The organism is Vibrio splendidus (assembly GCF_002873455.1).
GTDB classification, from domain to species: domain Bacteria; phylum Pseudomonadota; class Gammaproteobacteria; order Enterobacterales; family Vibrionaceae; genus Vibrio; species Vibrio splendidus_J.
Map to the genome: position 1 here is coordinate 181467 of NZ_MCUN01000035.1, position 22192 is coordinate 203658.

19 protein-coding genes and 1 riboswitch are annotated in these 22192 nt (G+C 43.5%); of the genes, 9 read left to right on the forward strand and 10 right to left on the reverse strand.

The window, feature by feature from the left end; translation table 11 throughout:
* Positions 1 to 24 precede the first annotated feature (24 nt).
* A riboswitch (glycine riboswitch) is annotated at positions 25 to 159 on the reverse strand.
* Positions 160 to 459: 300 nt separating this feature from the next.
* The 3 genes from BCU75_RS19455 to BCU75_RS19465 all read left to right on the forward strand — a co-directional run bounded on the left by BCU75_RS19455 (position 460) and on the right by BCU75_RS19465 (position 2036).
* Positions 460 to 618: a hypothetical protein gene (locus BCU75_RS19455; protein ID WP_048659466.1), complete on the forward strand. Its 159-nt coding sequence runs from the start codon at positions 460 to 462 to the stop codon at positions 616 to 618.
* A gap of 143 nt (positions 619 to 761) precedes the next feature.
* On the forward strand, positions 762 to 1496 hold the full coding sequence (locus BCU75_RS19460) for a chromosome partitioning protein ParA (protein ID WP_076678296.1): 735 nt from the start codon (positions 762 to 764) through the stop codon (positions 1494 to 1496).
* Between the two features lie 324 nt (positions 1497 to 1820).
* Positions 1821 to 2036, forward strand: a complete 216-nt coding sequence (locus BCU75_RS19465; RefSeq protein WP_102474794.1) for a hypothetical protein — start codon at positions 1821 to 1823, stop codon at positions 2034 to 2036.
* 193 nt (positions 2037 to 2229) lie between these two features.
* Here BCU75_RS19465 and BCU75_RS19470 read toward each other — a convergent pair whose 3' ends face one another.
* From BCU75_RS19470 to BCU75_RS19495, 6 genes are all read right to left on the reverse strand, one after another.
* A complete protein-coding gene (locus tag BCU75_RS19470) occupies positions 2230 to 3771 on the reverse strand; it encodes an alanine/glycine:cation symporter family protein (RefSeq protein ID WP_102474795.1) in 1542 nt (513 codons plus the stop codon).
* A 578-nt stretch (positions 3772 to 4349) separates the two neighbouring features.
* Positions 4350 to 5504, reverse strand: coding sequence for an ABC transporter permease (locus BCU75_RS19475; RefSeq protein WP_102474796.1), 1155 nt, complete (start codon positions 5502 to 5504; stop codon positions 4350 to 4352).
* Positions 5504 to 6820 (reverse strand): ABC transporter permease, encoded by a 1317-nt coding sequence (locus BCU75_RS19480; protein ID WP_102474797.1) that lies wholly within the window; start codon positions 6818 to 6820, stop codon positions 5504 to 5506. The genes BCU75_RS19475 and BCU75_RS19480 overlap by 1 nt, the downstream gene beginning before the upstream one ends.
* 7 nt (positions 6821 to 6827) lie before the next feature.
* On the reverse strand, positions 6828 to 7802 hold the full coding sequence (locus BCU75_RS19485; RefSeq protein ID WP_102474798.1) for an HlyD family secretion protein: 975 nt from the start codon (positions 7800 to 7802) through the stop codon (positions 6828 to 6830).
* A gap of 3 nt (positions 7803 to 7805) precedes the next feature.
* Positions 7806 to 9260: a TolC family protein gene (locus BCU75_RS19490; protein WP_102474799.1), complete on the reverse strand. Its 1455-nt coding sequence runs from the start codon at positions 9258 to 9260 to the stop codon at positions 7806 to 7808.
* A gap of 214 nt (positions 9261 to 9474) precedes the next feature.
* A complete protein-coding gene (locus tag BCU75_RS19495; protein ID WP_009846577.1) occupies positions 9475 to 9702 on the reverse strand; it encodes a hypothetical protein in 228 nt (75 codons plus the stop codon).
* 604 nt (positions 9703 to 10306) lie between these two features.
* Between BCU75_RS19495 and BCU75_RS19500 the strand changes: the two genes are divergently transcribed.
* The 5 genes from BCU75_RS19500 to gnd all read left to right on the forward strand — a co-directional run bounded on the left by BCU75_RS19500 (position 10307) and on the right by gnd (position 16888).
* Positions 10307 to 11959: an ATP-binding protein gene (locus BCU75_RS19500; RefSeq protein ID WP_102474800.1), complete on the forward strand. Its 1653-nt coding sequence runs from the start codon at positions 10307 to 10309 to the stop codon at positions 11957 to 11959.
* A gap of 69 nt (positions 11960 to 12028) precedes the next feature.
* Positions 12029 to 12724: a response regulator gene (locus tag BCU75_RS19505; RefSeq protein WP_102474801.1), complete on the forward strand. Its 696-nt coding sequence runs from the start codon at positions 12029 to 12031 to the stop codon at positions 12722 to 12724.
* Positions 12725 to 13177: 453 nt separating this feature from the next.
* Positions 13178 to 14680: a glucose-6-phosphate dehydrogenase gene (gene zwf / locus BCU75_RS19510; protein WP_076678305.1), complete on the forward strand. Its 1503-nt coding sequence runs from the start codon at positions 13178 to 13180 to the stop codon at positions 14678 to 14680.
* The gene (gene pgl / locus BCU75_RS19515) at positions 14677 to 15411 is read left to right on the forward strand and encodes a 6-phosphogluconolactonase (RefSeq protein WP_102474802.1); all 735 of its coding nucleotides are present in this window, start codon (positions 14677 to 14679) and stop codon (positions 15409 to 15411) included. Before zwf ends, pgl begins: the two co-directional genes overlap by 4 nt.
* 28 nt (positions 15412 to 15439) lie before the next feature.
* Positions 15440 to 16888 (forward strand): decarboxylating NADP(+)-dependent phosphogluconate dehydrogenase, encoded by a 1449-nt coding sequence (gene gnd / locus BCU75_RS19520; protein WP_076678307.1) that lies wholly within the window; start codon positions 15440 to 15442, stop codon positions 16886 to 16888.
* A gap of 129 nt (positions 16889 to 17017) precedes the next feature.
* Here the strand turns inward: gnd and BCU75_RS19525 are convergent, their stop codons facing one another.
* On the reverse strand, positions 17018 to 18178 hold the full coding sequence (locus BCU75_RS19525) for an HD-GYP domain-containing protein (protein ID WP_102464667.1): 1161 nt from the start codon (positions 18176 to 18178) through the stop codon (positions 17018 to 17020).
* Between the two features lie 425 nt (positions 18179 to 18603).
* Between BCU75_RS19525 and BCU75_RS19530 the strand changes: the two genes are divergently transcribed.
* A complete protein-coding gene (locus BCU75_RS19530; RefSeq protein ID WP_004733589.1) occupies positions 18604 to 19017 on the forward strand; it encodes a VF530 family DNA-binding protein in 414 nt (137 codons plus the stop codon).
* Between the two features lie 172 nt (positions 19018 to 19189).
* On the opposite strand, the gene BCU75_RS19535 is transcribed toward BCU75_RS19530, so the two are convergent.
* The 3 genes from BCU75_RS19535 to BCU75_RS19545 form a co-directional block, all read right to left on the reverse strand.
* Positions 19190 to 19381, reverse strand: coding sequence for a hypothetical protein (locus tag BCU75_RS19535; protein WP_004733590.1), 192 nt, complete (start codon positions 19379 to 19381; stop codon positions 19190 to 19192).
* 331 nt (positions 19382 to 19712) lie between these two features.
* On the reverse strand, positions 19713 to 20471 hold the full coding sequence (locus tag BCU75_RS19540) for a sulfite exporter TauE/SafE family protein (protein ID WP_102474803.1): 759 nt from the start codon (positions 20469 to 20471) through the stop codon (positions 19713 to 19715).
* 190 nt (positions 20472 to 20661) lie between these two features.
* Positions 20662 to 22182, reverse strand: a complete 1521-nt coding sequence (locus BCU75_RS19545; protein WP_102474804.1) for a tripartite tricarboxylate transporter permease — start codon at positions 22180 to 22182, stop codon at positions 20662 to 20664.
* Positions 22183 to 22192 lie beyond the last annotated feature (10 nt).

Consider the following 22192-nt stretch of genomic DNA (forward strand, 5'->3'; position numbering starts at 1 on the left):
CTTTTGTTAATTAAGGCTGTTGCTTTCCACTCCTCTGTCCTTTTGCCTGAGAGTTTCACTTAGCGAATCACTTATAGATAAGTAACGGGCACTAAGCTTGCTCCTTCGGCGACCGCTTGCTACAAATAAAGTAGTACGGTTCTCTCCAGAGGTTCCTCCAACGACAGTCCTCACTTTTCTGGATTTCTCCAGCATAAAGCACCTGAAAGATTTACTTCTTCGGCGGGTCAATCTAACTAAATGTTAATATTTAGTTAAAACCACTCTCCTGCAGTCTTCATCGGAACAATTACCTAAAGAATTAGGTAATCTGTACGCGTATCCTAGATCATATAAAATGTGATGTCAGCTACAAAATATCTGTTTGCTTAAATGTTGTTCAACTAAATGATCAAACAACGAGTCTCTGACGTAACTTGTTTATTTAAATGGTATAAAATAGAGAAACAAGGAGGAGTTATGACTCGATTAATAGCGATTGTTTTTTTATTGGCTTTGGCATTTGTACTGTTTCGCTACCGGACAAACGAAAAACTGCAAAAAGGGGTGGTGATCGTTATCGTTAGCAGCTTCCTTTTATATACGGCCAGCTTGATGATTTCGGAGTTAACTCGTTAAACCTGTTTGTGAGCAGATAGGATGAACGTGTTAGCAAAGCTCGAGCGCTTCTGGCTTGAGTAATTGGCTTAACTGAGCCTTCAGTATCAGTATCAGTATCAGTGACCGTGTAACGTTAAACAAATTTTTGGGAGTACCCGCTAGTGAACCAGCAATCTGGACAAAGCGAACAAGATGAAGTGGTTGTTATTGAAGAACGCGATAAGCGCAGTCAGCTCTATATCGGCATTGCTGCGGTTATAGGTTTGGCGTTAGGTGGCTTGATCGGTTCTACAATCACGGCTTCGAAGTGGGAGTCCACTTATCAGGTACTCGAAACTCGTTATCAAGAGCTGAATGACAGTAAAACACAGTTGATGACATCCGTTGAAACTAAAGTGGCAAAAGTCGATACCGAAATCGATGCAAAAGTAGAAGCAGCTCTAGTGAAACAGACAGAAGTACATCAAAAAGAGCTTCAAGACCTAGCGAAGCAGTCTTCGGTTTTAGAGAAGGCGAACTATTCGTTAGAGCAGCAGCTAAACGAGCAGAAGCAAACGTTAGAGCAAACTCAGCAAGATAACCAGAAGCTTAATCGTCAGGCAGACATGCAATCAACCTTGTTTGAACGTTCGCGTGAGGTTTTCCGAAAAGAATTGCAGATATCTCAAGAGCTTGAAAAGCTTGAGAAAGAAAAAGATGAACTTGAGCAGAACCTTGGTGCTTTGAAGAAAGCGTGCGACGTTTTCTTAGATGGCACGTCATGGGATGCTAAATCTGACGCGTGTGAGAAGCAAGATAACGCCAACTCGCGCCTGAGTGATGTCAGACAGATGATTGAAGTTCACACTATGGATCTTAAGCAGATTAAAACGCTCACTGAAGAGATGGGTCTATAAGCTCAAGTGCTTAACTTGACGCTCTTTGTTTTACCTAGCGAACCTGCTGTCGGATACACCTAAAACAAACTTCATCACCAACTACTAATTCAACGCCCACATCATGCTTATGATGTGGGCGTTTTTGCGTATGTCTCATGAGAATTTGTGATTTAGCACTGAAAATGATTTTAATATGTAATTGATTGCTTATTTTGGTGACTTTGCATGCATCTTTAGAAATAATAAAAAACTCATAATGGCGATATTCTAGGATGAATTCGCAGTCTATGTTGCACTTACTTTAAGTGATTTGAGACTGTGCTGATAAGGAGGGGTTAAACCATGCCAGAATATGAGTGCGAAAACTGCCCAATAATCTATTGTTTCGATGACTGCCATTCACCACTAGCAGGTCAACAAACTATCGACATTGAAGAACAAGCAGAAAGTAAATTGGAAGAACTAACAGAAGGAAAAACGGATGGGCTTGAGAAAAAGGGTGAAGTATCTAAACAACTTACACAAGAAGCTACAGACGTTAGTTATCTAAATTTATAAATAGAACTTCTCGGCATGCTACCAAGTTCTGCTTTAGACAGAAAAAATCCCCACAAGCATAACCAGTAGGGATTTTAGATAAGTTGCAGTACTGTTCTTGCTTTCTCAAGCAAAGGGTATTACAAAAATTTTTAGAACAGTGTCGTTTCTTAGAATTGAGTTAGCTACTAGAGTAACATCATTCCACTAAACGTTATTTATCGTAAGTTTTGATTTCGCCAGATTTAACACGAGCAACAAATGATTGCAGTTCTTTCTTCACAACAGGCATTAAGAAGTACAGACCAAGAATGTTGAAGATAGACATCGCAAAGATAGCCGCATCAGAGAAGTCGATTACCGCGCCGAATTGGATCGTGGCACCAATAACAACAAACACACAAAACATGACTTTAAAAATCAGTTCCGTTGTTTTGCCTTCGCCAAATAGGTAAGTCCACGCTTTCAGGCCGTAGTATGACCAAGAAATCATTGTCGAAAATGCAAACATGATTACTGCGAGAGCAAGTGTGTATTTAAACACTTCTGCAGTTTCAGTAAACGATGCAGCAGTAAGCGTTACACCTGTTAAACCTGTTCCATCATATGGACCTGTGTTTAAGCCCGCGATAGTGATTACCAATGCAGTCATTGTACAAATGATTACCGTATCAACGAATGGTTCTAGTAGTGATACAAGACCTTCAGTGATTGGTTCTTTTGTTTTTACTGCTGAGTGAGCAATTGCTGCTGAACCTACGCCCGCCTCGTTTGAGAATGTCGCACGTTTCAGACCTTGGATTAAGGCACCAATAAATCCGCCAACCACACCTTCGCCAGTAAATGCACCCGTAAAGATAGCGCTGAATGCATCGCCAACTTGATCAAGGTTAGAACCGATAACAATGAGAGCCATACCGATATACAGAGCAGCCATCCAAGGAACAACTTTTTCCGTTACCGATGCAATAGAAGGCATACCACCAACAATTACAGAGAAAACCAAAGTAGCGAGTACAAGGCCAGTGATAACACCATATTCACTTGGTACATCGAATGCGTAAGTTAACATGGCATGTGCTTGGTTAGCTTGGAACATGTTACCGCCGCCCAATGCACCTAGAATACACATTAACGCAAAACCAATAGCAAGGGCTTTACCTAATCCACCAAGTCCTCTTTCGCTCAGACCTTGGCTGAGGTAGTACATTGGACCACCCGAAACGACACCTGAAGGTAAGATAGTTCGGTATTTTACACCTAAAGTACACTCACAAAATTTAGACGCCATTCCTAGAAGACCACACAAGATCATCCAGAATGTCGCACCCGGACCACCAATCGCAAGAGCAGCACCAACCCCGGCAATATTACCAAGCCCTACGGTTCCAGAAAGCGCGGTTGTTAACGCTTGAAAGTGAGAAACTTCGCCATCTTCTTTGGAGTTAGGGTCGGTATACTTACCTTTGATAATGTCTATGGCCATACCAACACGTTTAAATTGAACAAAGCCAAAATAAACAGTAAAGATAATCGCGGCGAGCAATAGCCAACCAACAATGATTGGGAAGTTTGCTTCACCAAGTGGGACACTTTTAAATATTAATCCAACAAACCACCCTGTGTAGTCATTGAAAAAACCATCAACACTTTGACTCAAGTTGCTGATACTTTGACTAAATGATCCTTCTTCTGCAAATGCACTGGAACTAAACAATAATATAAACCCAAAAAATAATTCACGTATGTTTTTCATGGTTTTCCCTGTCTTTTTATTAAATTATGTTTGTTGCTGTTGTGTTTGTTTCTATTTGTTTTTCTACTTTTTTTACGTTTCAGTGATTCATTTACTTCATTCGACGGCAACACAAACGGCTGAAGCTAAGTCGAAAAACGAAATAAATATAAGTACTGATCTTGCTTTATATGGATATCCTCTTGGTATGTGAACCAATAAGACTATGGTGTTCGGCTTACCAAGTCCTACTGATAATCCTATACATAAAAATAATACCCTTAAAGAAATTTTTACAATAAATTTACAATTGTTCGGGTTTTGTCATTGTTTTGGAATAAGTCGATGCTTTTTAGGCTGAAAAAGCATATGCAGTAGCTGTTATAGTGACGGGTTAAGGTGAATGATAGAAGGGGTCATAGGGAAGTCGGCGAGTTTGAGTACTCGATATGTGCTTGGAGGAATAAATAACTGATGGCTGAAGATGCAATCAGGCCAGAGGGTATTAAACCAAAGGGCATTAAAAAAGCTCTTTATCAGAGCTTTTTTAATGGTTTACGATGAACATGAGGCTTAGCGTTTAGAAGGCAAAGCCAAAGCTAAACAGAACCGGTGATACGTTTACTCGACTTGTGGTAGAGCTTAAGTGCTAATAACGAACCCCATAAAGCGACTTGTCCCCATAGTAATGTCCATTGAGAAGCCACTTCCTGCCAAGATGCACCCATCTGATTAAGCGCTAAGAAACCTTGGATAGCCGGTGTGCTTGGGAATAACTGTGATAGCAACACTAACCATTCAGGCATCATTTCAACGGGCCAGATAAAACCTGAAGAGAAGATGAGCGGCATTGAACTGATTAACACTACAACCGTGACTAACTCTCTTCTTGGTACTAATTCACCGATAAAAATTCCGATCAAACAGCTAGCCAGCAAGAAGGGCAGTAGTAAGGTCAAAATCTGTGTCGTTGAGGCGAGTAAGTTTATTCCATACATCGAGAAGCTCGCGCCGAAGTAGTACATCGACAACAAGTAATAAATGCCGACTAAGGTACAGCAGCGAGCAAGCATCAGTTTTGCCGGAGAGGTCTTACTCCAATAGCCAAACGTAGATCGAGCGTTTTGGGTCGCGCCAACTAATCCAGAAGCCATGGCTAAGGTTTGTTGCAGGATCAACACAAAGACGGCTGGAACCACGTAATCGATGTATCCCATGCGACTATTGAAAGTTGGCTTGAGGTTTAAACTAAATGCGCTGTAGCCTTTGGCTGCGGATTCTAAAGGCACACCTTCAACTAACAAGTGACTGACCTTAACTTGCGCAGCCAACGTGCCTCCTGCCTTGGCAAGCCCTTCTACAATGGTTCCGTAAACTAAGAAGTAAGAAGCATCGCCAGCGTAAGAAAGAGTAGGGCTCTTACCGAGCAGCAAGTCTTTATAGAAGTCTTCTGGAATGACGAGGAAGCCACCGATCTCTTGGTTAAGTACGGCTTGTTTTGCATCAGCGATGCTGGAGTCCCGACGTACCAATTCGATTTGAGAGGTGGCATCCACCATTCGTTCTAATTGGTAGCTGCTTTGACTCTTGTCCAAGTTTACTACCGAAGCTTTAAGCTGTTGAGGAACTTGGTGCGCGTAAGGCAATGGGTACAAGAACGAATAGAAGACCACACCACCAAATACCGTTAGAAGTACAACAGGGTTACGCAGTACCGCTAAAAGTTCTTGCTTGAGCAGTTGAGTAAAGCTCATTATTCAACTCCTTGTGGTGCTGATTGTTCTGGTTTCTCTTGCTGTGTTGCTTGTGTTGACGGCGTTACTTTTGCAGATAGAGCTGCTTGGGCTGTTAGATCCGTTTGTGCAGACAGAGCTGATTGCGCCAAGTGTTTCTTAATCAACAACATCACCACGAAAGCAGGAATTGCATACCACAACATAGAAGAGAGGCTGATCAGTGACTGTGCCACACTCGCGCCATAACTAGACTGTGCCGTTTGTACTTCGATGTAATGACTCACGGGCAACAAGCTTCTCCAGATTTGAGCCGCTGTATTCATGTCAGTTACTGGAAAGGTAATTCCCATGAACGCAAAGCTTGGTGCTGTAAAGGCGCCAGCGAAACTCATTGCTCTTGCTGGATCAAGCGTTAAGAAGAAAAACAAACAACCCATGATGATGCAACTGATGACAGTAAGTAGTTGGGCGACGGTGAGTGCCACAAAGCTGCCGTTAAACGGCCAATCTAAGAGGACATAGAACCAAAAGCTAAACGCGATACCAAACATCAAAAACAACACAACATAAGGCGTTAATGTTGATGCTAACGACTTGATAGGCGCGTTGGATAACCAAGCCTGAAGGCCTCGAGCTCTAACGTTTGCCGTCAAAACCAATATCGTGCCCACCACAATCATGATCTGCCATAGCGCTGGAATAACCGCAGACACCAAGAACTGAGCATAACTGGTGTTCTTGTTGAACAGTGGCGTGATCTGGCTTTGCACTGTTACTGCTTGGCCTAATGCTGATTGAACCGTGGTATCACCGTGTGACAGCTGTTTCACGACTTCAAGTTGCGCGTTAAAAGTACCTTGAGCCTGCAGCAAGGCAGAGTTCACCAGCTTGCCGATCAAGATAAATTGGCTGTTGTAGAACACAGACACTTGCGGGTTTAAACCTAGGAAAAGGTCTCGGTCAAAATGCCTTGGAATTACAACATAGCCGTAGATATTGCGTTCAATCATCGCTTGAGCCGCTTCACTCGCCGAGCTGTACTTTTGAGTGACTTGCAGCGTTGGTGATGCATCAACAAGGCGTGTGAACTGTTGCGAAATTTGGCTGTGTTCAAGATCGACAACCGCAACCGGTAAGTCACGAGCGATCCCTTGTGAAAAAATCAGCCAAATACTGGCAGCAAGAAGCAAAGGTATCCAAGTTAGAGAAGACAACAACCATTTGTCTTTACGAACAATCGCCCATTGCCTAAGCAAGGTATTCTTCGTTCTATGATGCTCAGGTGATTGCGAGCCTTTAGATTGCGAACCTGTAGATCGATAGTTAGCAGACATACGTCACCTAAAGCTCAACCACAAGGCTCATGCCCATACGCAGTGTTTCGCTAGTATCAACAGGGTGCGCTTCTACTTCAAAAGTACGTAGGTCGAAGCCTTGTGCTGCGTCTGTTGAACGCCAAGTCGCGAAATCACCCATTACGGCAATGTGTGTGACTTGGAAAGTTAGTGACTTATCCAGAGCTGGAAGGTATGCCTTAAACTGACTGCCTTTCTCGAAATGCTTAAGCATATCTTCACGAACATTGAGTACCGCCCAAGCATCGTTGGTGTCGATAACAATCACAACAGGGAAACCTTGTGGTGCTAGCTCACCGCTGTTCAATAGAACTTGAGAGACTTCGCCATTAAACCAGCTGTGGATCTGTGTGTCTTTCGCGTAAGCTTCAACTTCTGCAACTGCGCCCGCCGCCATTAACGCTTTTTGAGCGGCTGCCACTTTGGTTTCGTCACGGGCACCTTCTCGCGCTAATTGATACATTTGGAATGCAGCGCTTTCTGTGTACTTCGCCGCTTGCCACTGAGTTTTTGCTTCATCACGCTTCTGCTCGGCAACCACACCATCGTTGTAAAGGTTGTTTACGCGTTGGTAAGTTTTGTCCATGAGATCGGCCGCTGCTTTTGCTTTCAACCATTGATCTTTAGCGGCTTGAATCTGTTGAGTACGTGCGCCATTCTCTGCTTCTTGCGCTAATGCACCAGCGGCTTTCTGGCCTGCTTTTGCTTGTTCCAACTTCGCGTCAATTTCAGGGCTAAGTAGAGAAAAGATCAATTCACCTTTTTCAACCGAATCACCTTTACGCACGAATATTTCATCAATTCTACCAGGTACTTTCGACGAGATACTGTATTGCTGTGCATCGATTTGACCTTGAAGCTTAACTGGTTGAGGTTGATAAGCTTGGTAAAAACTGTATCCGACCCAGCCAATAATGCCGATACCAACTAAAGATAGAAGAAGGGGCTTAATAGGTTTCATGAATTATCCTTTTGACTGGCTATCAGTGTCTGTTTTTGAGTCGAAATCAGACGGAACAGAAGAGGTTAAGTAACTCGAGTAAGCATTCATTTCGCTGGTTAGCGCTAATAGCTTATTAAGAGAGATTAGGTATTTGAATCGCGCAGCAGATTGCTGGGTTTTGATGCTCGCAAGGTAGAGCTCGGCATCAACCACTTCTAACGAGTTAGAGAGCCCTTGTGTGAAGGCCTTTTTTCGAAGCAATAAGTTTTCTTGAGCCAAAGACAAGCTTGAGTTTAAGCCTTGAACTTCTTCTATCGCTTGGTTTGCTTCAAGGTAAGTCTTCTGTACCAACACGGTTAAGTCTTGCTTGGCTTGTGACTTGAGGAATTGAACCTGTGATACAGCACTGTGAGCGGCGGCGACTTTGTCGGAACGGCCTGAAGTATCAAGCAGTGGAACATTCACACCAATACCAACCAACCAATCGGGTTTCATTTCGCTGGCTAGAGAATCATCTTCATATAGGCTGTAATCTCCGTATAGATAGACCTCTGGGTAGTATTTACCCTTCTCTGCTTTAATTAAGCTGCTCGCTTGTTTCTCTTTTGCATCAAGAATCTTAAGGCCGGGGTAGGTCATGAGTGTTTGGTCAATGAACACATCCATATGAGGCAGGTTCTTATTGATAAACAGTTGCTCTGAGGGTTCTACACTTTGGCTCTGGCCGAGAATTTGAGTTAACGCTAATTGAGCAATCTTGAGATCGTTTTGAGCTTTAGTACGCTCAACAACGGCTTTATCTAGGGATGCATCGGCTTGTAGGCGCTCTACTCGTGCGATTTGTCCTTGCTGTTCAAGCTTAATAGCGAAATCACGGTGTTGAGTTAATCCTGCTTCGACGGCTTGACGCGTTTTCACGACGTCTTCCGCTAAAATCACTGAGAAGTAATATTTACTTAAGTCTTCGTAACGAGCTTGTTTCTCCATCAACAGTTGGCTTTGCGCTTCTTCGCTTTTTCCTTCTGCAGCATTTTGCGCTGCGGTAATTCGGCCACCCGTAAAAATAGGCCACACTGCACGAATGGAAGAGCTAAAGATGTCTTGTTCGGTGATGGTTGAGGTTACGCCACCAAGCCCACTTAATATTGGCTGGAGGATTCCCCCGATAGCCCCCAAATTAGGAACTCCACTTAAGCTATTGGTGAATTGTTCACCATTAATCGTCACATCACTATCAAGGTGCGTATAGTTAGCCCCTAAGGTGATAGAAGGTAGGTTGAGACTACTTGTCGAGTTTTGAAGGTGTTGATAGCGTTCAACATTGGCTTGTTGAGCCGCCAGTGAGTTGTTGTTTTCTTGTAATATTTGCCAAGCTTCAGAAAAAGTGAGCGGGGCAGCATAGCTTGGCGAAGCAAATGTGCTGAGGAGCACACTGGCAATCGCAAGATATCGGAATTTTGGTTTGGTCATCTGCATTAAATACCAGATTAGAGCATTAACTCTAATGTTAACAGGGCGATAGTCATTTGTCTTGAGTTGATTGTCTCACATGATTAGAAACACTCATAACTTGTTAAGTTAATGAAATAAAGTACGTGATGTAGACAACAAAGATCACTGAAACGAAAAGAGCACGACAAGGCGTGCTCTTTAAGTTCAGTATAGAAGTGTTTTTACAAAATGACGTGGCTTATTTAAAGCTAGGACAATGGTGATCGGCGCGCCAAACCAATTGTCTTGAACCTTGCATTGTTTGTAATAAATCTCTACCTGACATTTGCGGGAATGCTAACAATACCTTGAGATCGAGAGGGGAGGTGCCATCCTTCTCATAGGCTCTTACGTGAGTAAAAGTCGATTGTAAGTGTTTGAACAGCATAGTCTTAGTAAGACAAATTCCAAAATTATCGCGTTTCATTGCCTGGTTTCCTTTTCAACAATGTTTGTACGTTATGTTTTTAATCCTGTTTCTGTTGGACGTTGCCACTGATCCTTCCTGCTCATCAATGCTTTATTATTGGGTGTTGATTTCATCAACTACCTCTGAGTTGTCTGCTGGCTTACGGTGTGTTTGGGTTTGTATTATGACTACCCTTATCTTTTCAACATACGTAGCGGCGAGCGAGTAACTTCTTAATTATTGATACGTCCAGTGAGTAAATGATTGTTGCCTTTTTGTTAATCGATTTTTTGGTTGAGATAGCGCTCTTAAAAAAGCGATTTATAGCTTGGCAACAATAAACTCTTTCATATGCAACCATTATAATTGTATTTATTTTAAACAACCTAAAAAACACCTAAAAGCTTAGTGATCTAGCTCAATGTTTATCCGTTTATTTTGGTTTTTAAGCTAATCCGTTCTAAAAATGAACGATTGATCGAGTCGTACAATATAAAGGGTTATCAATTAACAATCTGCTCAATTATTTAGTTGAGTAACAGTCACAGATTCACGCACGTAGAAAGGTCATCTAATTAACTTGGTGTTAACATTGTTCGTCTAACACTAGGGATGGTGGAATATGAAATGGAGTAGTATCAGCTTCCGTAAAAGGTTGCTGATTATCATGACGGTCACTGGTCTTGTTGAACTATTGATACTTTCAGCAGCCGGATTTTCTTATATCAAACAATCTCAAGAGCAAGAGATGGGTTTGAAAGCACTAGGTGTTGCCGATTTTCTTGCCGAATCTCCAGTTGTCTTACGTGCTATCCAACAAAATGGAACCATTGATCCCAATGGGGCTCCTTATGTTGTATCCGAAGAAACTCAAATCAAATTCCGAAACCTGACTCAACTGATTGGCGCTGCCTTTATTGTTGTCGGTGACGAAAACGGCATTCGCCTAGTTCACCCTTATGACGACAGGCTCGGTAAGCCAATGCGCGGTGGTGATAACCAAAAAGCACTGATATTAGGCGAGTCTTATGTATCTACGGCTAAAGGGTCGCTTGGTTTTTCTGTACGTGGAAAATCTGCGGTTAAAGATGAGCATGGTACTGTCATAGGCGTAGTTTCCGTTGGCTATTTGCTGGATTCGCTTCAAGACAGAATTGAACCTTACTTAGCCTTTTTGATTGTGATGGCTTTGCTGGTGGTTGCGGTTAATGCGTTGATTTCGAGCTATGTGTCTCGTCGTTTTCAACGCGCTATTTTGGGCTTTGAACCGGAAGAGATTGGTCGCTTGTACGTAGAGCTTGATGTGACTATGAGTACCGTGAAAGAAGGTATTTTGAGCATTGATAAGAACGGGATTTTGCGCTCAATAAACAAAAGTGCCTGCGATATTTTGTCGATAGATAGGGAGTCTGTACTCAACCAACAGCGCCTTTCTGATGTATTAGCAGGTAGTGATTTAGAACAACTCTTATCAACAGGTGACACTGACCATGATGTCGAGTTGTACCTGAATAATAAGCGAATCGTTGCTAACCGCAGCCCAATTATAGTGGCGGGTGAAGTCGTTGGTGCGGTATCCAGTTTTCGATTACGAGATGAAATTAACGATTTAACCGACCAGTTATCACAAACCAAAGAGTATGCTGATCTACTGCGTTCACAAACCCACGAGCATCAAAACAAGCTCAACACGATCAGTGGCTTGATTCAAATGGGCGAGTTGGATTCAGTACAACAGCTGATTGGTCAAGAAACGGCGCATTATCAAAGCTTGATCGAGTTCTTGCGTGAGACCGTTAAAGATCCGCTCATTGCAGGCATGCTTTTAGGCAAAACAGAACGAGCTCGCGAGCTTGGCTTGGAGCTTAAAGTAGAAGAAGGCACAAGGCTTGAAGCGCTGCCTAGCTGGCTGAACGCGGATGACGTTGTCACCATTCTAGGCAACCTGATAGATAACGCTTTTGATGCCACCATGACGGCTATCAAGCAAGGGGGACAAATAACACCAGTTCGTCGCATCATAGATGTGTCGATCAGTGATTTTGGCAATGAAATCATCGTGGAAGTAGAAGATAAAGGGTGTGGTTTACCTAAAGACTTGGCTACAAAAGCACTCACCGAAAAAGGCGTATCGAGCAAAGCGAAGCAAAATCGCGGTGTTGGCTTGTATCTGATTAAACAACTGGCAGACCGATATCAAGGACAGCTTGAAATGGTCGACAACGAAGACTTTGGTACACGAATGACGGTTTATCTGCCCAAAGAAGAACAATAATAATTAAGCACGAAGCGATCTTGTGAAGATCGTCGTGACGGGAAAAGCATGGTTAAAGGAATAACATAAATGAATGCAATCACGAGAGTCATGGTCATTGAAGATGATATTGCGATTGCAGAGCTACACCATCGTTATTTACAACAGATGGGTGGCTTTGACGTGGTGGGGATTGCGACCACGCAGTCTGAAGCGTTAATGCAATTAGACATCTTAAAGCCTGACTTGGTTTTATTGGATGTGTATCTGCCGGATGGATGCGGGCTTGATATCTTGAACCACGTTCGTGGCAGTAATCAGGGCTGTGATGTGATTCTGATTACCGCAGCTCGAGATGTCGATACGTTGCAACAAGCAATGCGTGGTGGAGTGGTAGATTATTTACTTAAACCGGTGATGTTTCCTCGCTTGGAAGCCGCTTTGAAAAAATACCAATCGCAACAAAAAGAGTTTGAAACTGTGTCCGATCTTAACCAAGGGTTGGTGGATAAGATGCTGCAAGCAAATGCTAAGGCGGATCCTGCTAAGGTTTCTACGTTGCCAAAGGGGATTGACGGGGTGACGCTCAATAAAATTAGAGCCATTTTCCAGCAAACAGATGCGACTGATATCACTGCAGATGAAGCCGGCGAACGCATTGGAGCAAGCCGAACCACAGCAAGGCGCTATTTAGAGTTTCTCATAACCACTGGTGAACTAGTTGCTGATCTAAATTATGGAACAGTAGGCCGTCCTGAGCGCTGTTATAATCAGTCAAAAAGATAACATGAAGTAAAAAGACAGCTTTCATATTAACGTTCTCGAAGCCGTGTTTATATTAAAGTTAAAATGTAAAACCAGTTGAATAAACTGGTTTGATTTTACTTATCACCTCTCACATCCTACTCCACAGGCCAGATAGCATTCTTTCTTTACTACAATGTTTGAGAATACTGATTTACGTCTATTTCTACCTTTGTTAACTTCGTTATCGACTAGAATTTGTTCTAAATGAGTCAATATTTAATCGATTGCTTTCACAGTGGTTGATGTAAATCAAATAGTCATAGACAATACTGTCCCGAATAGAGGTGATAGTCTTCACCCTCGTTTACCAAACGCATTCTCAAGTGTAATAGGCACTCGCTATTGATGTAATAGCCAAGACCTATTATCTATTTTCGTATGTCGCTGATACCTTTGGCGAATACTAAAAACCTTGTTTTTATAGGAAAGATGATGGTAATACCTGAAAACAGCAGCATCGTTATTTTTGGTGCATCGGGAGATCTAACTTACCGCAAGTTAATTCCTGCTTTGTACCACCTGTATGCTAGCAATCAACTACCAGAATCCTTTGCGATTCTTGGAGTGAGCCGTACTGAGTACAGCGATGAGTCTTACCGTGAGAAGCTGAAGAAGTCTCTTCAGGAAATGGAAAAAACTGAACCAGAGACGCTGAATGCATTTATTGAACATTTGCATTACCAAGCGATCAACACTTCAGATGTAGACGACTACGCTCGTTTAGCACAACGTCTAGACAAGCTTGAGCAAGACTACCAATTCGAAAACCATAACACATTGTTCTACTTGGCAACCCCGCCAAGCCTATACGGTGTGATTCCAGCAAACCTTGCTGCGCATGGCCTGAATGATGAAAAGAACGGCTGGCGTCGTCTGATCATCGAGAAACCATTTGGTTACGATTTAGCATCAGCTCAAGCATTAGATGAAGAGATCCATCATCACTTCCAAGAACACCAGATCTATCGTATCGACCATTACCTTGGTAAAGAGACGGTACAAAACCTTCTAGTACTTCGTTTCTCAAACGCGATGTTCGAACCACTGTGGAACCGTAACTTTATTGAATACGTTGAAATCACAGGTGCTGAGTTCCTTGGCGTAGAAGAGCGTGGCGGATACTACGACGGCTCTGGCGCAGTTCGTGACATGTTCCAAAACCACCTGCTACAAGTGCTAGCAATGGTTGGAATGGAGCCACCAGCTCAAATCAATGCGGATTCAATTCGTGACGAAGTGGTTAAAGTACTTCAGTGTCTGAAACCACTGGAAGAAGACGACCTGCGTAAAGATCTGGTTCTAGGTCAATACACTACATCAGACGTTCGTGGCCAGCACTTACCTGGTTACCGCGAAGAGCATGGTGTAGCAGACGACTCTCGTACTGAAACGTATATTGGTCTTAAAGCACATATCAACAACTGGCGTTGGAATGGGGTTCCTTTCTACGTACGTACGGGTAAACGTTTACCAACACGTGTGACTGAAATCGTGATTCACTTTAAGAACACACCACACCCAGTATTTGGTCAAGATGCGCCAGAGAACAAGCTGATTATCCGTATCCAACCGGATGAAGGTATTCAGATGAGCTTTGGTTTGAAAGAGCCAGGTGCAGGTTTCAAAGCAAAAGAAGTGAAAATGAACTTCTCTTACTCTGACTTGCCTGAAACTCAAATGCTAACGGCTTATGAGCGTCTTCTTCTTGATGCACTGAACGGTGATGCGACTCTGTTTGCGCGTACCGATGCAGTAGAAGCATGTTGGAAGTACGTTCAACCAATCTTAGACTTTAAACAAGATCCTCAAGCACTGTTTGGCTATGCTTGTGGTACTTGGGGCCCGCAAGAAGCGGATGAGCTTCTGCAACGTGATGGCCGCGCATGGCGTTTCCCATGTAAAAACCTAACAGACACGGATTACTGCGAACTATGATCAACCACAAGATCTTTGCAACGCCAGAATTGGTCGTTGAAAACCTAGCAAACGAAATGAAAGCATACAGCGAGCAGGGTAAACCTGTTCACATTTCATTGTCGGGTGGCAGCACGCCAAAAATGCTTTTCAAGCTTTTAGCTCAAGCGCCATACGCAGAAGGCATTCAATGGAATAACCTTCATTTCTGGTGGGGCGACGAACGTTGCGTTGCACCTGATGACGCTGAAAGCAATTTCGGTGAAGCGAATACGCTGTTGTTTTCAAAACTAAGAGAATGTTCTCAAGTAAACCTTCCTGCTGAAAACATCCACCGCATCCGTGGTGAAGATGAGCCAAAAGCAGAAGCAGAGCGTTTCGCGAAAGAAATGGCAGACGTGATTCCAACAGAAAACGGCACGCCTGTTTTCGATTGGATCCTGCTAGGTGTTGGCGCAGACGGCCACACAGCTTCACTATTTCCGGGTGCAACTGACTACCAAGATGAGAACCTATCTGTATTAGCTTCTCACCCAGAGTCGGGCCAGATCCGTGTTTCTAAAACAGCGAAAGTTTTAGAAGCAGCAAAACGAATCAGCTACCTAGTACTGGGTGCAGGTAAAGTTGAGATCGTTAAAGAAATTCATACAACTTCTGCTTCAGAACTGCCTTACCCGGCAGCGAAAATCCAGTCTAAAACTGGTGAGACAGAGTGGTTCCTAGATTCAAATGCAGCAAGTGCTATCGCATAAGTGCGAATAGCCGCAAGGAGATAAAATAATGAAAGGTGATATCGGTGTAATTGGCCTAGCAGTAATGGGTCAGAACCTTATCCTAAACATGAACGACCACGGCTTCAAAGTTGTGGCTCATAACCGTACTGCTGCGAAAGTAGACGAGTTCCTAGAAGGCCCAGCTAAAGGGACTAACATTGTTGGTGCTTACTCTCTAGAAGAGCTAGTTGAGAAACTAGAAGCGCCACGTAAAGTGATGCTTATGGTTCGTGCTGGTGACGTTGTAGATACGTTCATTGACAAGCTTGTACCACTTCTAGACAAAGGCGACATCATCATTGATGGTGGTAACACTAACTTCCCAGATACTAACCGTCGTGTAGCCGCTCTTCGTGAAAAAGGCATTCACTTCATCGGTACAGGTGTTTCTGGTGGTGAAGAAGGTGCTCGTTTCGGTCCTTCTATCATGCCAGGCGGTTCTCCTGAAGCTTGGGAAGCGGTTAAGCCTATCTTCCAAGGTATCTCTGCGAAAACTGACGCGGGTGAGCCTTGTTGTGATTGGGTTGGTAACGACGGTGCTGGTCACTTCGTTAAGATGGTTCACAATGGCATCGAATACGGTGACATGCAGCTTATCACTGAAGCATACCAGTTCATGAAAGATGGCCTAGGTATGAACCACGACGAAATGCAGGCTGTGTTTGCTGACTGGAACAAAACTGAACTAGATAGCTACCTAGTAGAAATCACTGCTGACATCCTTGGCTACAAAGATGAAGACGGTGAAGCGCTAGTTGAGAAGATCCTAGACACTGCTGGCCAAAAAGGTACAGGCAAATGGACAGGTATCAACGCACTAGACATGGGTATCCCACTGACTCTAATCACTGAGTCTGTATTCTCTCGTTGCCTGTCTGCACTTAAAGACCAACGTGTTGAAGCTGAGAAACTGTTCGGTAAAACTGTTGCTCCAATCGAAGGTGATAAGCAAGAGTGGGTTGACGCAGTTCGCCAAGCTCTACTTGCTTCTAAGATCATTTCTTACGCTCAAGGTTTCATGCTAATGCGTGAAGCGTCGAACGAAAATGGTTGGGATCTAAACTACGGTAACGTTGCACTTATGTGGCGTGGTGGTTGTATCATCCGTTCTGCATTCCTAGGCAATATTCGTGATGCTTACGAAGCGAACCCAGAGATCGCATTCTTAGGTTCAGATGCATACTTCAAAGGCATCCTAGACAACTGCATGGGCGCTTGGCGTAAAGTTGCAGCTAAGTCTATGGAATCTGGTATCCCAATGCCATGCATGACTTCTGCACTAACGTTCCTAGACGGCTACACAACAGCTCGTCTTCCAGCGAACCTTCTACAAGCTCAACGTGACTACTTCGGTGCTCACACTTATGAGCGTACTGACCGTCCACGTGGTGAATTCTTCCACACAAACTGGACTGGTACAGGCGGCGACACTGCTTCTACAACTTACGACGTATAATCGTTAGTTAGGAGCTGTTAAGAGCACGTTTGTTCTTTACGCTGTAAACTAGAAAACAAAAGGATGCCAATGGGCATCCTTTTTTGTTGGTTCACGTTCTCTTCGCCCGAATAACAAAGAAGCTATCGTTTAAGCTGTCATTAAATGCGGCTGAGCATCGTCGTTGTATTGCTCACGAATTGCCATAAAGCCGTCTAGGTTCTGCTTAAGAGCCTCAACACACTCTGGGTCAAACATTGAACCGTTCTGCACTTCAATGTATTCCATCACTTCATCGAGTGACCACGCATGCTTATAGGCTCTTTTACTCATCAGCGCATCGAATACATCGGCTAATGTCACTATTCGAGCCTCTAGTGGTATCTCTGCGTTACTCAAAGCATCAGGTAGTCCTGACCCATCAAAGTATTCATGATGGTGGCGCACAATATTCTTAATGAATTGAATCTCCTCACTGCACATCGAGCTGTGGTGGGAAAGGGCAACTACATCATCAATCATTTCTTCGCCATACAACGTGTGATTGTTCATGATGTTTCTTTCTTCTTCATTGAAACGCGCGCTACTGAATAGCACCTTATCTGGAATTCGATACTTTCCTATGTCATGAAAGGGCGCATACAACCGAATTCGATGAATGAATTGGTGGGTGATTTCTCTTTTGGTGTGCGACAGAGTACGAGCAATTTGTTCACTGTATTTACCCATGCGGATTAGGTGTTCTTTGGTTTCTGGATCTCGTGCATGACCCATGTTTAATGCTATCGCTAAAGAGGATTGAAAGTGACGCTGGCGCTCAAACCATTGAACGAAAAGGCTAGAAATGACTTGAGTGAGGTAGGCGATATCACACTGAATAATTTGGTTAGCAAAAAATCCTGTTGATGAAGCATTGATAAATACAAACCCAAGATTACTTTCTTGGTGATGAATAGGTGTTGTATAGCTGCTTTGATGACCGAGATTGAGTAGGTGAGATATTTGTTTGGTTGAGCTAATGGTGGTGAGGTCGTTAATGATTCGAGTATCTAAAGACTCTGCCATGCGAGACAAAGCCGATTCTGGCGTAAGTTCTTGCTCAATGTGGCGATGCTCTGCTTTTTGGCACAGAGTGTCCGAAACAAAGTAATTCGACGCTCTATTTTCATTGCACAGTACGACCGAGAGCCTAGACAGAATGGGGTAGTGTTCGCGAGCTAGCCGAAAGAGATCATCAACGATGGCGATAATGTCTTTATCTTGGGCGGCTACTCTGCTGATTTGGGAGTAGTCAAACATGGTCAAAGCCAACCTTTATTTATAATTATATCATTGTTTAGTATCGTTATTTGTAGGTTTATATACCACTTATAACATAGCATCGTGCTGTTGATTAGCAACACTGCGTTCTAATAAGTTTATAATTCATTACTTAAAATGGGGATATTTCATGCTTCTATCATGGTTTTTGTTAACTTGAACGAATTTGGTCGATATCTAAGAAGAGCACTCGTCGGTATAGCATGGCGGTGTTGCACGCAACATTAGGATAGTAAGTGACCATTTTAAAATTAAATTGAAAGATAAATAGGATCACGAGCATGCTTTATGCCATCATAAAGGCATAGATAAGGGCAATGGATGTAATGCCCAAGTGATTGAGCTAGAAGCGGTCAGTGATGACGGTGTTCTAGAGTATATTCAAGGCCTTTAGTTGCCTTGGAAAAGGTAAAGATATGACTGAAGAAGAAAGAATCGAACTGCAACAAAACAACCCACTGCACGGCTTGAAGCTAGATACTATGATCACTGAATTAGTGGATCATTACGGTTGGGAAATTTTGGATGCAGCAATGCGCATGAACTGCTTTAACACTAAGCCGACTGTGGCAAGTGCTGTTAAATACCTGAAGAAAACGGAATGGGCTCGTGAGAAGGTTGAAAACTTCTACCTTTACCGTTTCAAGCGTATGCCTAAAGCATCGGACATTGAATACCAGATGCCTCCGCGTTCACGCACATTCCGTCATGGGTTAGAGCCTCGTGAGCCAATGGAATTGACGGTTGAATCGATTCTAGCATCTCAAGCTAAAGCGGCATCTGCATTTAAAGAGCGTCGTGGCGGCAACGGTCGTAACTTTCGTCGTTAATAATAGGGCGTCGTTAATAGAAATGCGTCGCTAGTAAAAGGGCGCCGTTAGTTTTAACGTCACTATGTAAAGGCGTAAGTCGAGTATCGTCAGATAGATGAAGCCTTGACTGCAAAAGACAAAAGGAGCCTAAGTGCTCCTTTTTTAATGCGTGTCGCTTTAGTCGCTCGCCTTAAGCTTCGCGGTTCTTTCTTTGATTCTTCCAAAGGTCAACGACATAGACAATAGCGCTGATCAGTAAGAATAGCGCTGACACAGAAAACAGAGCGGGCATTTTTAGGATCCACGCGAATGTGGCAGCAAGAAAAGCGACAAAGCAAATGAGTCGACTTGATGACATGACATGACCGAGTTTAATGTTCATAACGCCTCCTAATGAAGTCTCACTTTCGACAGGAGAATTATCCCACCTTTGGCAGAGTAAAGGCTAAAAAATAGTCTAAATTGTTATCAAATTAGCTAATTGAAGGACTCGCCTCACACATTTTAATTTGGCTATTTTATAAGCAATAAAATAAAGGGATAGATATTGAGAGGGTGAGTTTTTGGACACCTTTCCAGTTGCAAGCTTATTGAACCGAATGTCTAGTCAGCATAGAACCTATTTCGCGTAAAACTTAGTTGGTATAGAACCTGGTTAGCATAAACCTAGTTAGCATTGAACTTAGTTGGTACAAACCTAGTTGGTATAGAACCTACATCGTATAAAAGAAGTAAGCGGTGATCAAAAAGCTCGCAATAATCACTGTGGTGCGAACATATTGTTGAGGAATGCGGCGAGAGATTTTTGCTGAATAGTAACCACCTACCAATGTACCAAATAATACGGCCATGCCTGACGGCCAATCAATCGAACCATTCACAACAAAGAACACGATTGCCGCGAGTGATGCGCATGCCGATACCAACAATTTGATGCCATTCATCACGTTGATGTTGGTATACCCTGCCAGAGCTAAGTAGCTCAACGTCACTATCCCCAAACCTGCATTAAAATAACCACCATAGATACACACGATCAAAAGCAATACAGCTGAAAAGAATACCCCTGCGCTGGTGGCGTGTTTATGTTTTGCTGTTGCTTGCTTAAGCCACTTATTGAGCGTGCCACCAAACGTGAAAAGCAAAGCAGCAAATAGCAGTAACCAAGGCACGGATTGAGTGAACAGGGCTTCTGGTGTGTGCAGCAGTAGAAACGCTCCGATGCCACCACCAACTACACACAAACTAATGGTCAGTTTTAGTTGCTTAGTACCAGATTGAATTTCGTGGCGTAGAGCGTAGGCTCCGCTAATGTAGCCAGCGCATGAAGCAAAGGTATTGGTCGCGTTGGCCGCAATTGGAGGCACGCCAGCAAACAAGAGAGCGGGGAAGGTGACGAAGCTGCCTCCTCCTGCTATGGAGTTAAGTACACCGCCAACCACTCCCGATAAGAATAGAATCAACCAATCCATAGTTTTAGAATCCAATACGTTAACTAACGAGTTACCTTACTTGAATTTGTTATGGATATCAGAGCTGTGCGTCTTGAAAGTGTGAGTTTGTGAGTTTGCTATCACCTTTGGGCATTGGTTTTTTGTTTTACTGAAAAGAAAAAGGAGCCGATGGCTCCTTTCGTTGATTTCGAGTCTCTTTGCTAGAGTTTTACACTTCTACCGGCTTCGATTTTAAGCTTCTAAATAGCTTTACTAGGATTGGGCTAGACAGTACCAGCACAGCCAGAATAGTGAACGTCATCGTGATTGGACGCTCCCAAAGGAAACTCAGTTCGCCATCACTGATCATCAGTGCTCGTCGTAGGTTTTCTTCCATTAGCCCACCAAGGATAAAACCTAGAAGTAATGGGGCAAGTGGAAAATTAGCTAACCTCAACGCTATCGCAACCATAGCAACAATGAGCATCACAAATACATCCATTGTATTGAAAGACACTAAGTACACGCCTGTGATTGAGAAGAAGATAATCATTGGTAGTAGTACCGTCCTTGGTACCGCTAGCAGTTTAGATATGTAAGGGATCAACGGTAGGTTTAAGATAACCAATACGATGTTGCCAAAGTACATAGAGATGATCACTGACCAGAATACATCAGGGTGCTCAACGAACAAGCGAGGGCCCGGCTGAATGCCGTAAGCGATTAGGGCACCAAGCATGATTGCCGTTGTGCCTGAACCTGGAATACCAAGCGTCAGTAGCGGAACGAATGAACCACTTGATGCTGCGTTATTTGCTGATTCTGGAGCGACAAGGCCACGAATACTGCCTTTACCAAACTCTTTCTGCTTATCTTTTGGCGCAAGGCTACGTTCCATACCGTAACTCAAGAACGCTGCGATAGTTGCACCAGCACCGGGTAGAACACCCGTAAAGAAGCCGAGAATTGAAGAACGAATCGAAACCGGTGCTACTTCTTTGAACTCTTCTTTGGTAATTTTCATGCTACCAATATCAGCCATTTTTTGACTTTCTTCGCCGCTGGTGTCTTTCTCTGGTTTCAAAATCCCCATTAAAGTTTCACCTAAAGCGAAGGTTGCCATAGCAAGAAGTAGGAAACTAAAGCCATCCATTAGGTCTGTTAGGCCAAACGTGAAACGCTCAACACCAACGCCTTTGTCGATACCAACAGTAGATAACATCAAACCAAGAATGGTCATCATCCATGCCTTTATTACCTGACCTGGGCCTGCAAACGCTGCTACAGCCGATAGACCTAACAACATCAATGCGAAGTAGTCTGACGACTGGAAGCTCAATGAGACGCTTGCTAGAGCCGGTGCTGCAATCAAAAGCATGATTGCTGATAGCGTACCGCCAGTGAAAGAAGAGTAGGCTGCTAGTGCCAACGCTTTACCAGCTTGGCCTTTTTGTGCCATTGGGTAGCCGTCGAATGCGGTTACTACCGTTGAAGAGCAACCCGGAGCATTGATTAAGATTGATGACGTTGAGCCACCAAATACTGCGCCGTAGTACACACCTGCCATTAAGATTAAGCCAGAAGAAGGATCTAGGCCGTATGTAATCGGGATCATCAACGCGATTGCTGAAATTGGACCTAGCCCCGGAAGCATACCGATGAAGGTACCCACGAAGCAGCCCACAATTACCATCATGATGTTCATTGGCATCACAGCGGTCGAAAGTCCTTGTAAAATTCCGTCTAACATAATGTTATCC

Excerpts from the sequence above, each read along its gene's own strand:
- BCU75_RS19455 (WP_048659466.1), top strand. The coding sequence starts at position 460 with ATGACTCGATTAATAGCGATTGTTTTTTTATTGGCTTTGGCATTTGTA.
- BCU75_RS19465 (WP_102474794.1), top strand. The coding sequence starts at position 1,821 with ATGCCAGAATATGAGTGCGAAAACTGCCCAATAATCTATTGTTTCGAT.
- BCU75_RS19470 (WP_102474795.1), bottom strand. The coding sequence starts at position 3,771 with ATGAAAAACATACGTGAATTATTTTTTGGGTTTATATTATTGTTTAGT.
- BCU75_RS19475 (WP_102474796.1), bottom strand. The coding sequence starts at position 5,504 with ATGAGCTTTACTCAACTGCTCAAGCAAGAACTTTTAGCGGTACTGCGT.
- BCU75_RS19480 (WP_102474797.1), bottom strand. The coding sequence starts at position 6,820 with ATGTCTGCTAACTATCGATCTACAGGTTCGCAATCTAAAGGCTCGCAA.
- BCU75_RS19485 (WP_102474798.1), bottom strand. The coding sequence starts at position 7,802 with ATGAAACCTATTAAGCCCCTTCTTCTATCTTTAGTTGGTATCGGCATT.
- BCU75_RS19490 (WP_102474799.1), bottom strand. The coding sequence starts at position 9,260 with ATGCAGATGACCAAACCAAAATTCCGATATCTTGCGATTGCCAGTGTG.
- BCU75_RS19495 (WP_009846577.1), bottom strand. The coding sequence starts at position 9,702 with ATGAAACGCGATAATTTTGGAATTTGTCTTACTAAGACTATGCTGTTC.
- BCU75_RS19500 (WP_102474800.1), top strand. The coding sequence starts at position 10,307 with ATGAAATGGAGTAGTATCAGCTTCCGTAAAAGGTTGCTGATTATCATG.
- BCU75_RS19505 (WP_102474801.1), top strand. The coding sequence starts at position 12,029 with ATGAATGCAATCACGAGAGTCATGGTCATTGAAGATGATATTGCGATT.
- zwf (WP_076678305.1), top strand. The coding sequence starts at position 13,178 with ATGGTAATACCTGAAAACAGCAGCATCGTTATTTTTGGTGCATCGGGA.
- pgl (WP_102474802.1), top strand. The coding sequence starts at position 14,677 with ATGATCAACCACAAGATCTTTGCAACGCCAGAATTGGTCGTTGAAAAC.
- gnd (WP_076678307.1), top strand. The coding sequence starts at position 15,440 with ATGAAAGGTGATATCGGTGTAATTGGCCTAGCAGTAATGGGTCAGAAC.
- BCU75_RS19530 (WP_004733589.1), top strand. The coding sequence starts at position 18,604 with ATGACTGAAGAAGAAAGAATCGAACTGCAACAAAACAACCCACTGCAC.
- BCU75_RS19535 (WP_004733590.1), bottom strand. The coding sequence starts at position 19,381 with ATGAACATTAAACTCGGTCATGTCATGTCATCAAGTCGACTCATTTGC.
- BCU75_RS19540 (WP_102474803.1), bottom strand. The coding sequence starts at position 20,471 with ATGGATTGGTTGATTCTATTCTTATCGGGAGTGGTTGGCGGTGTACTT.
- BCU75_RS19545 (WP_102474804.1), bottom strand. The coding sequence starts at position 22,182 with ATGTTAGACGGAATTTTACAAGGACTTTCGACCGCTGTGATGCCAATG.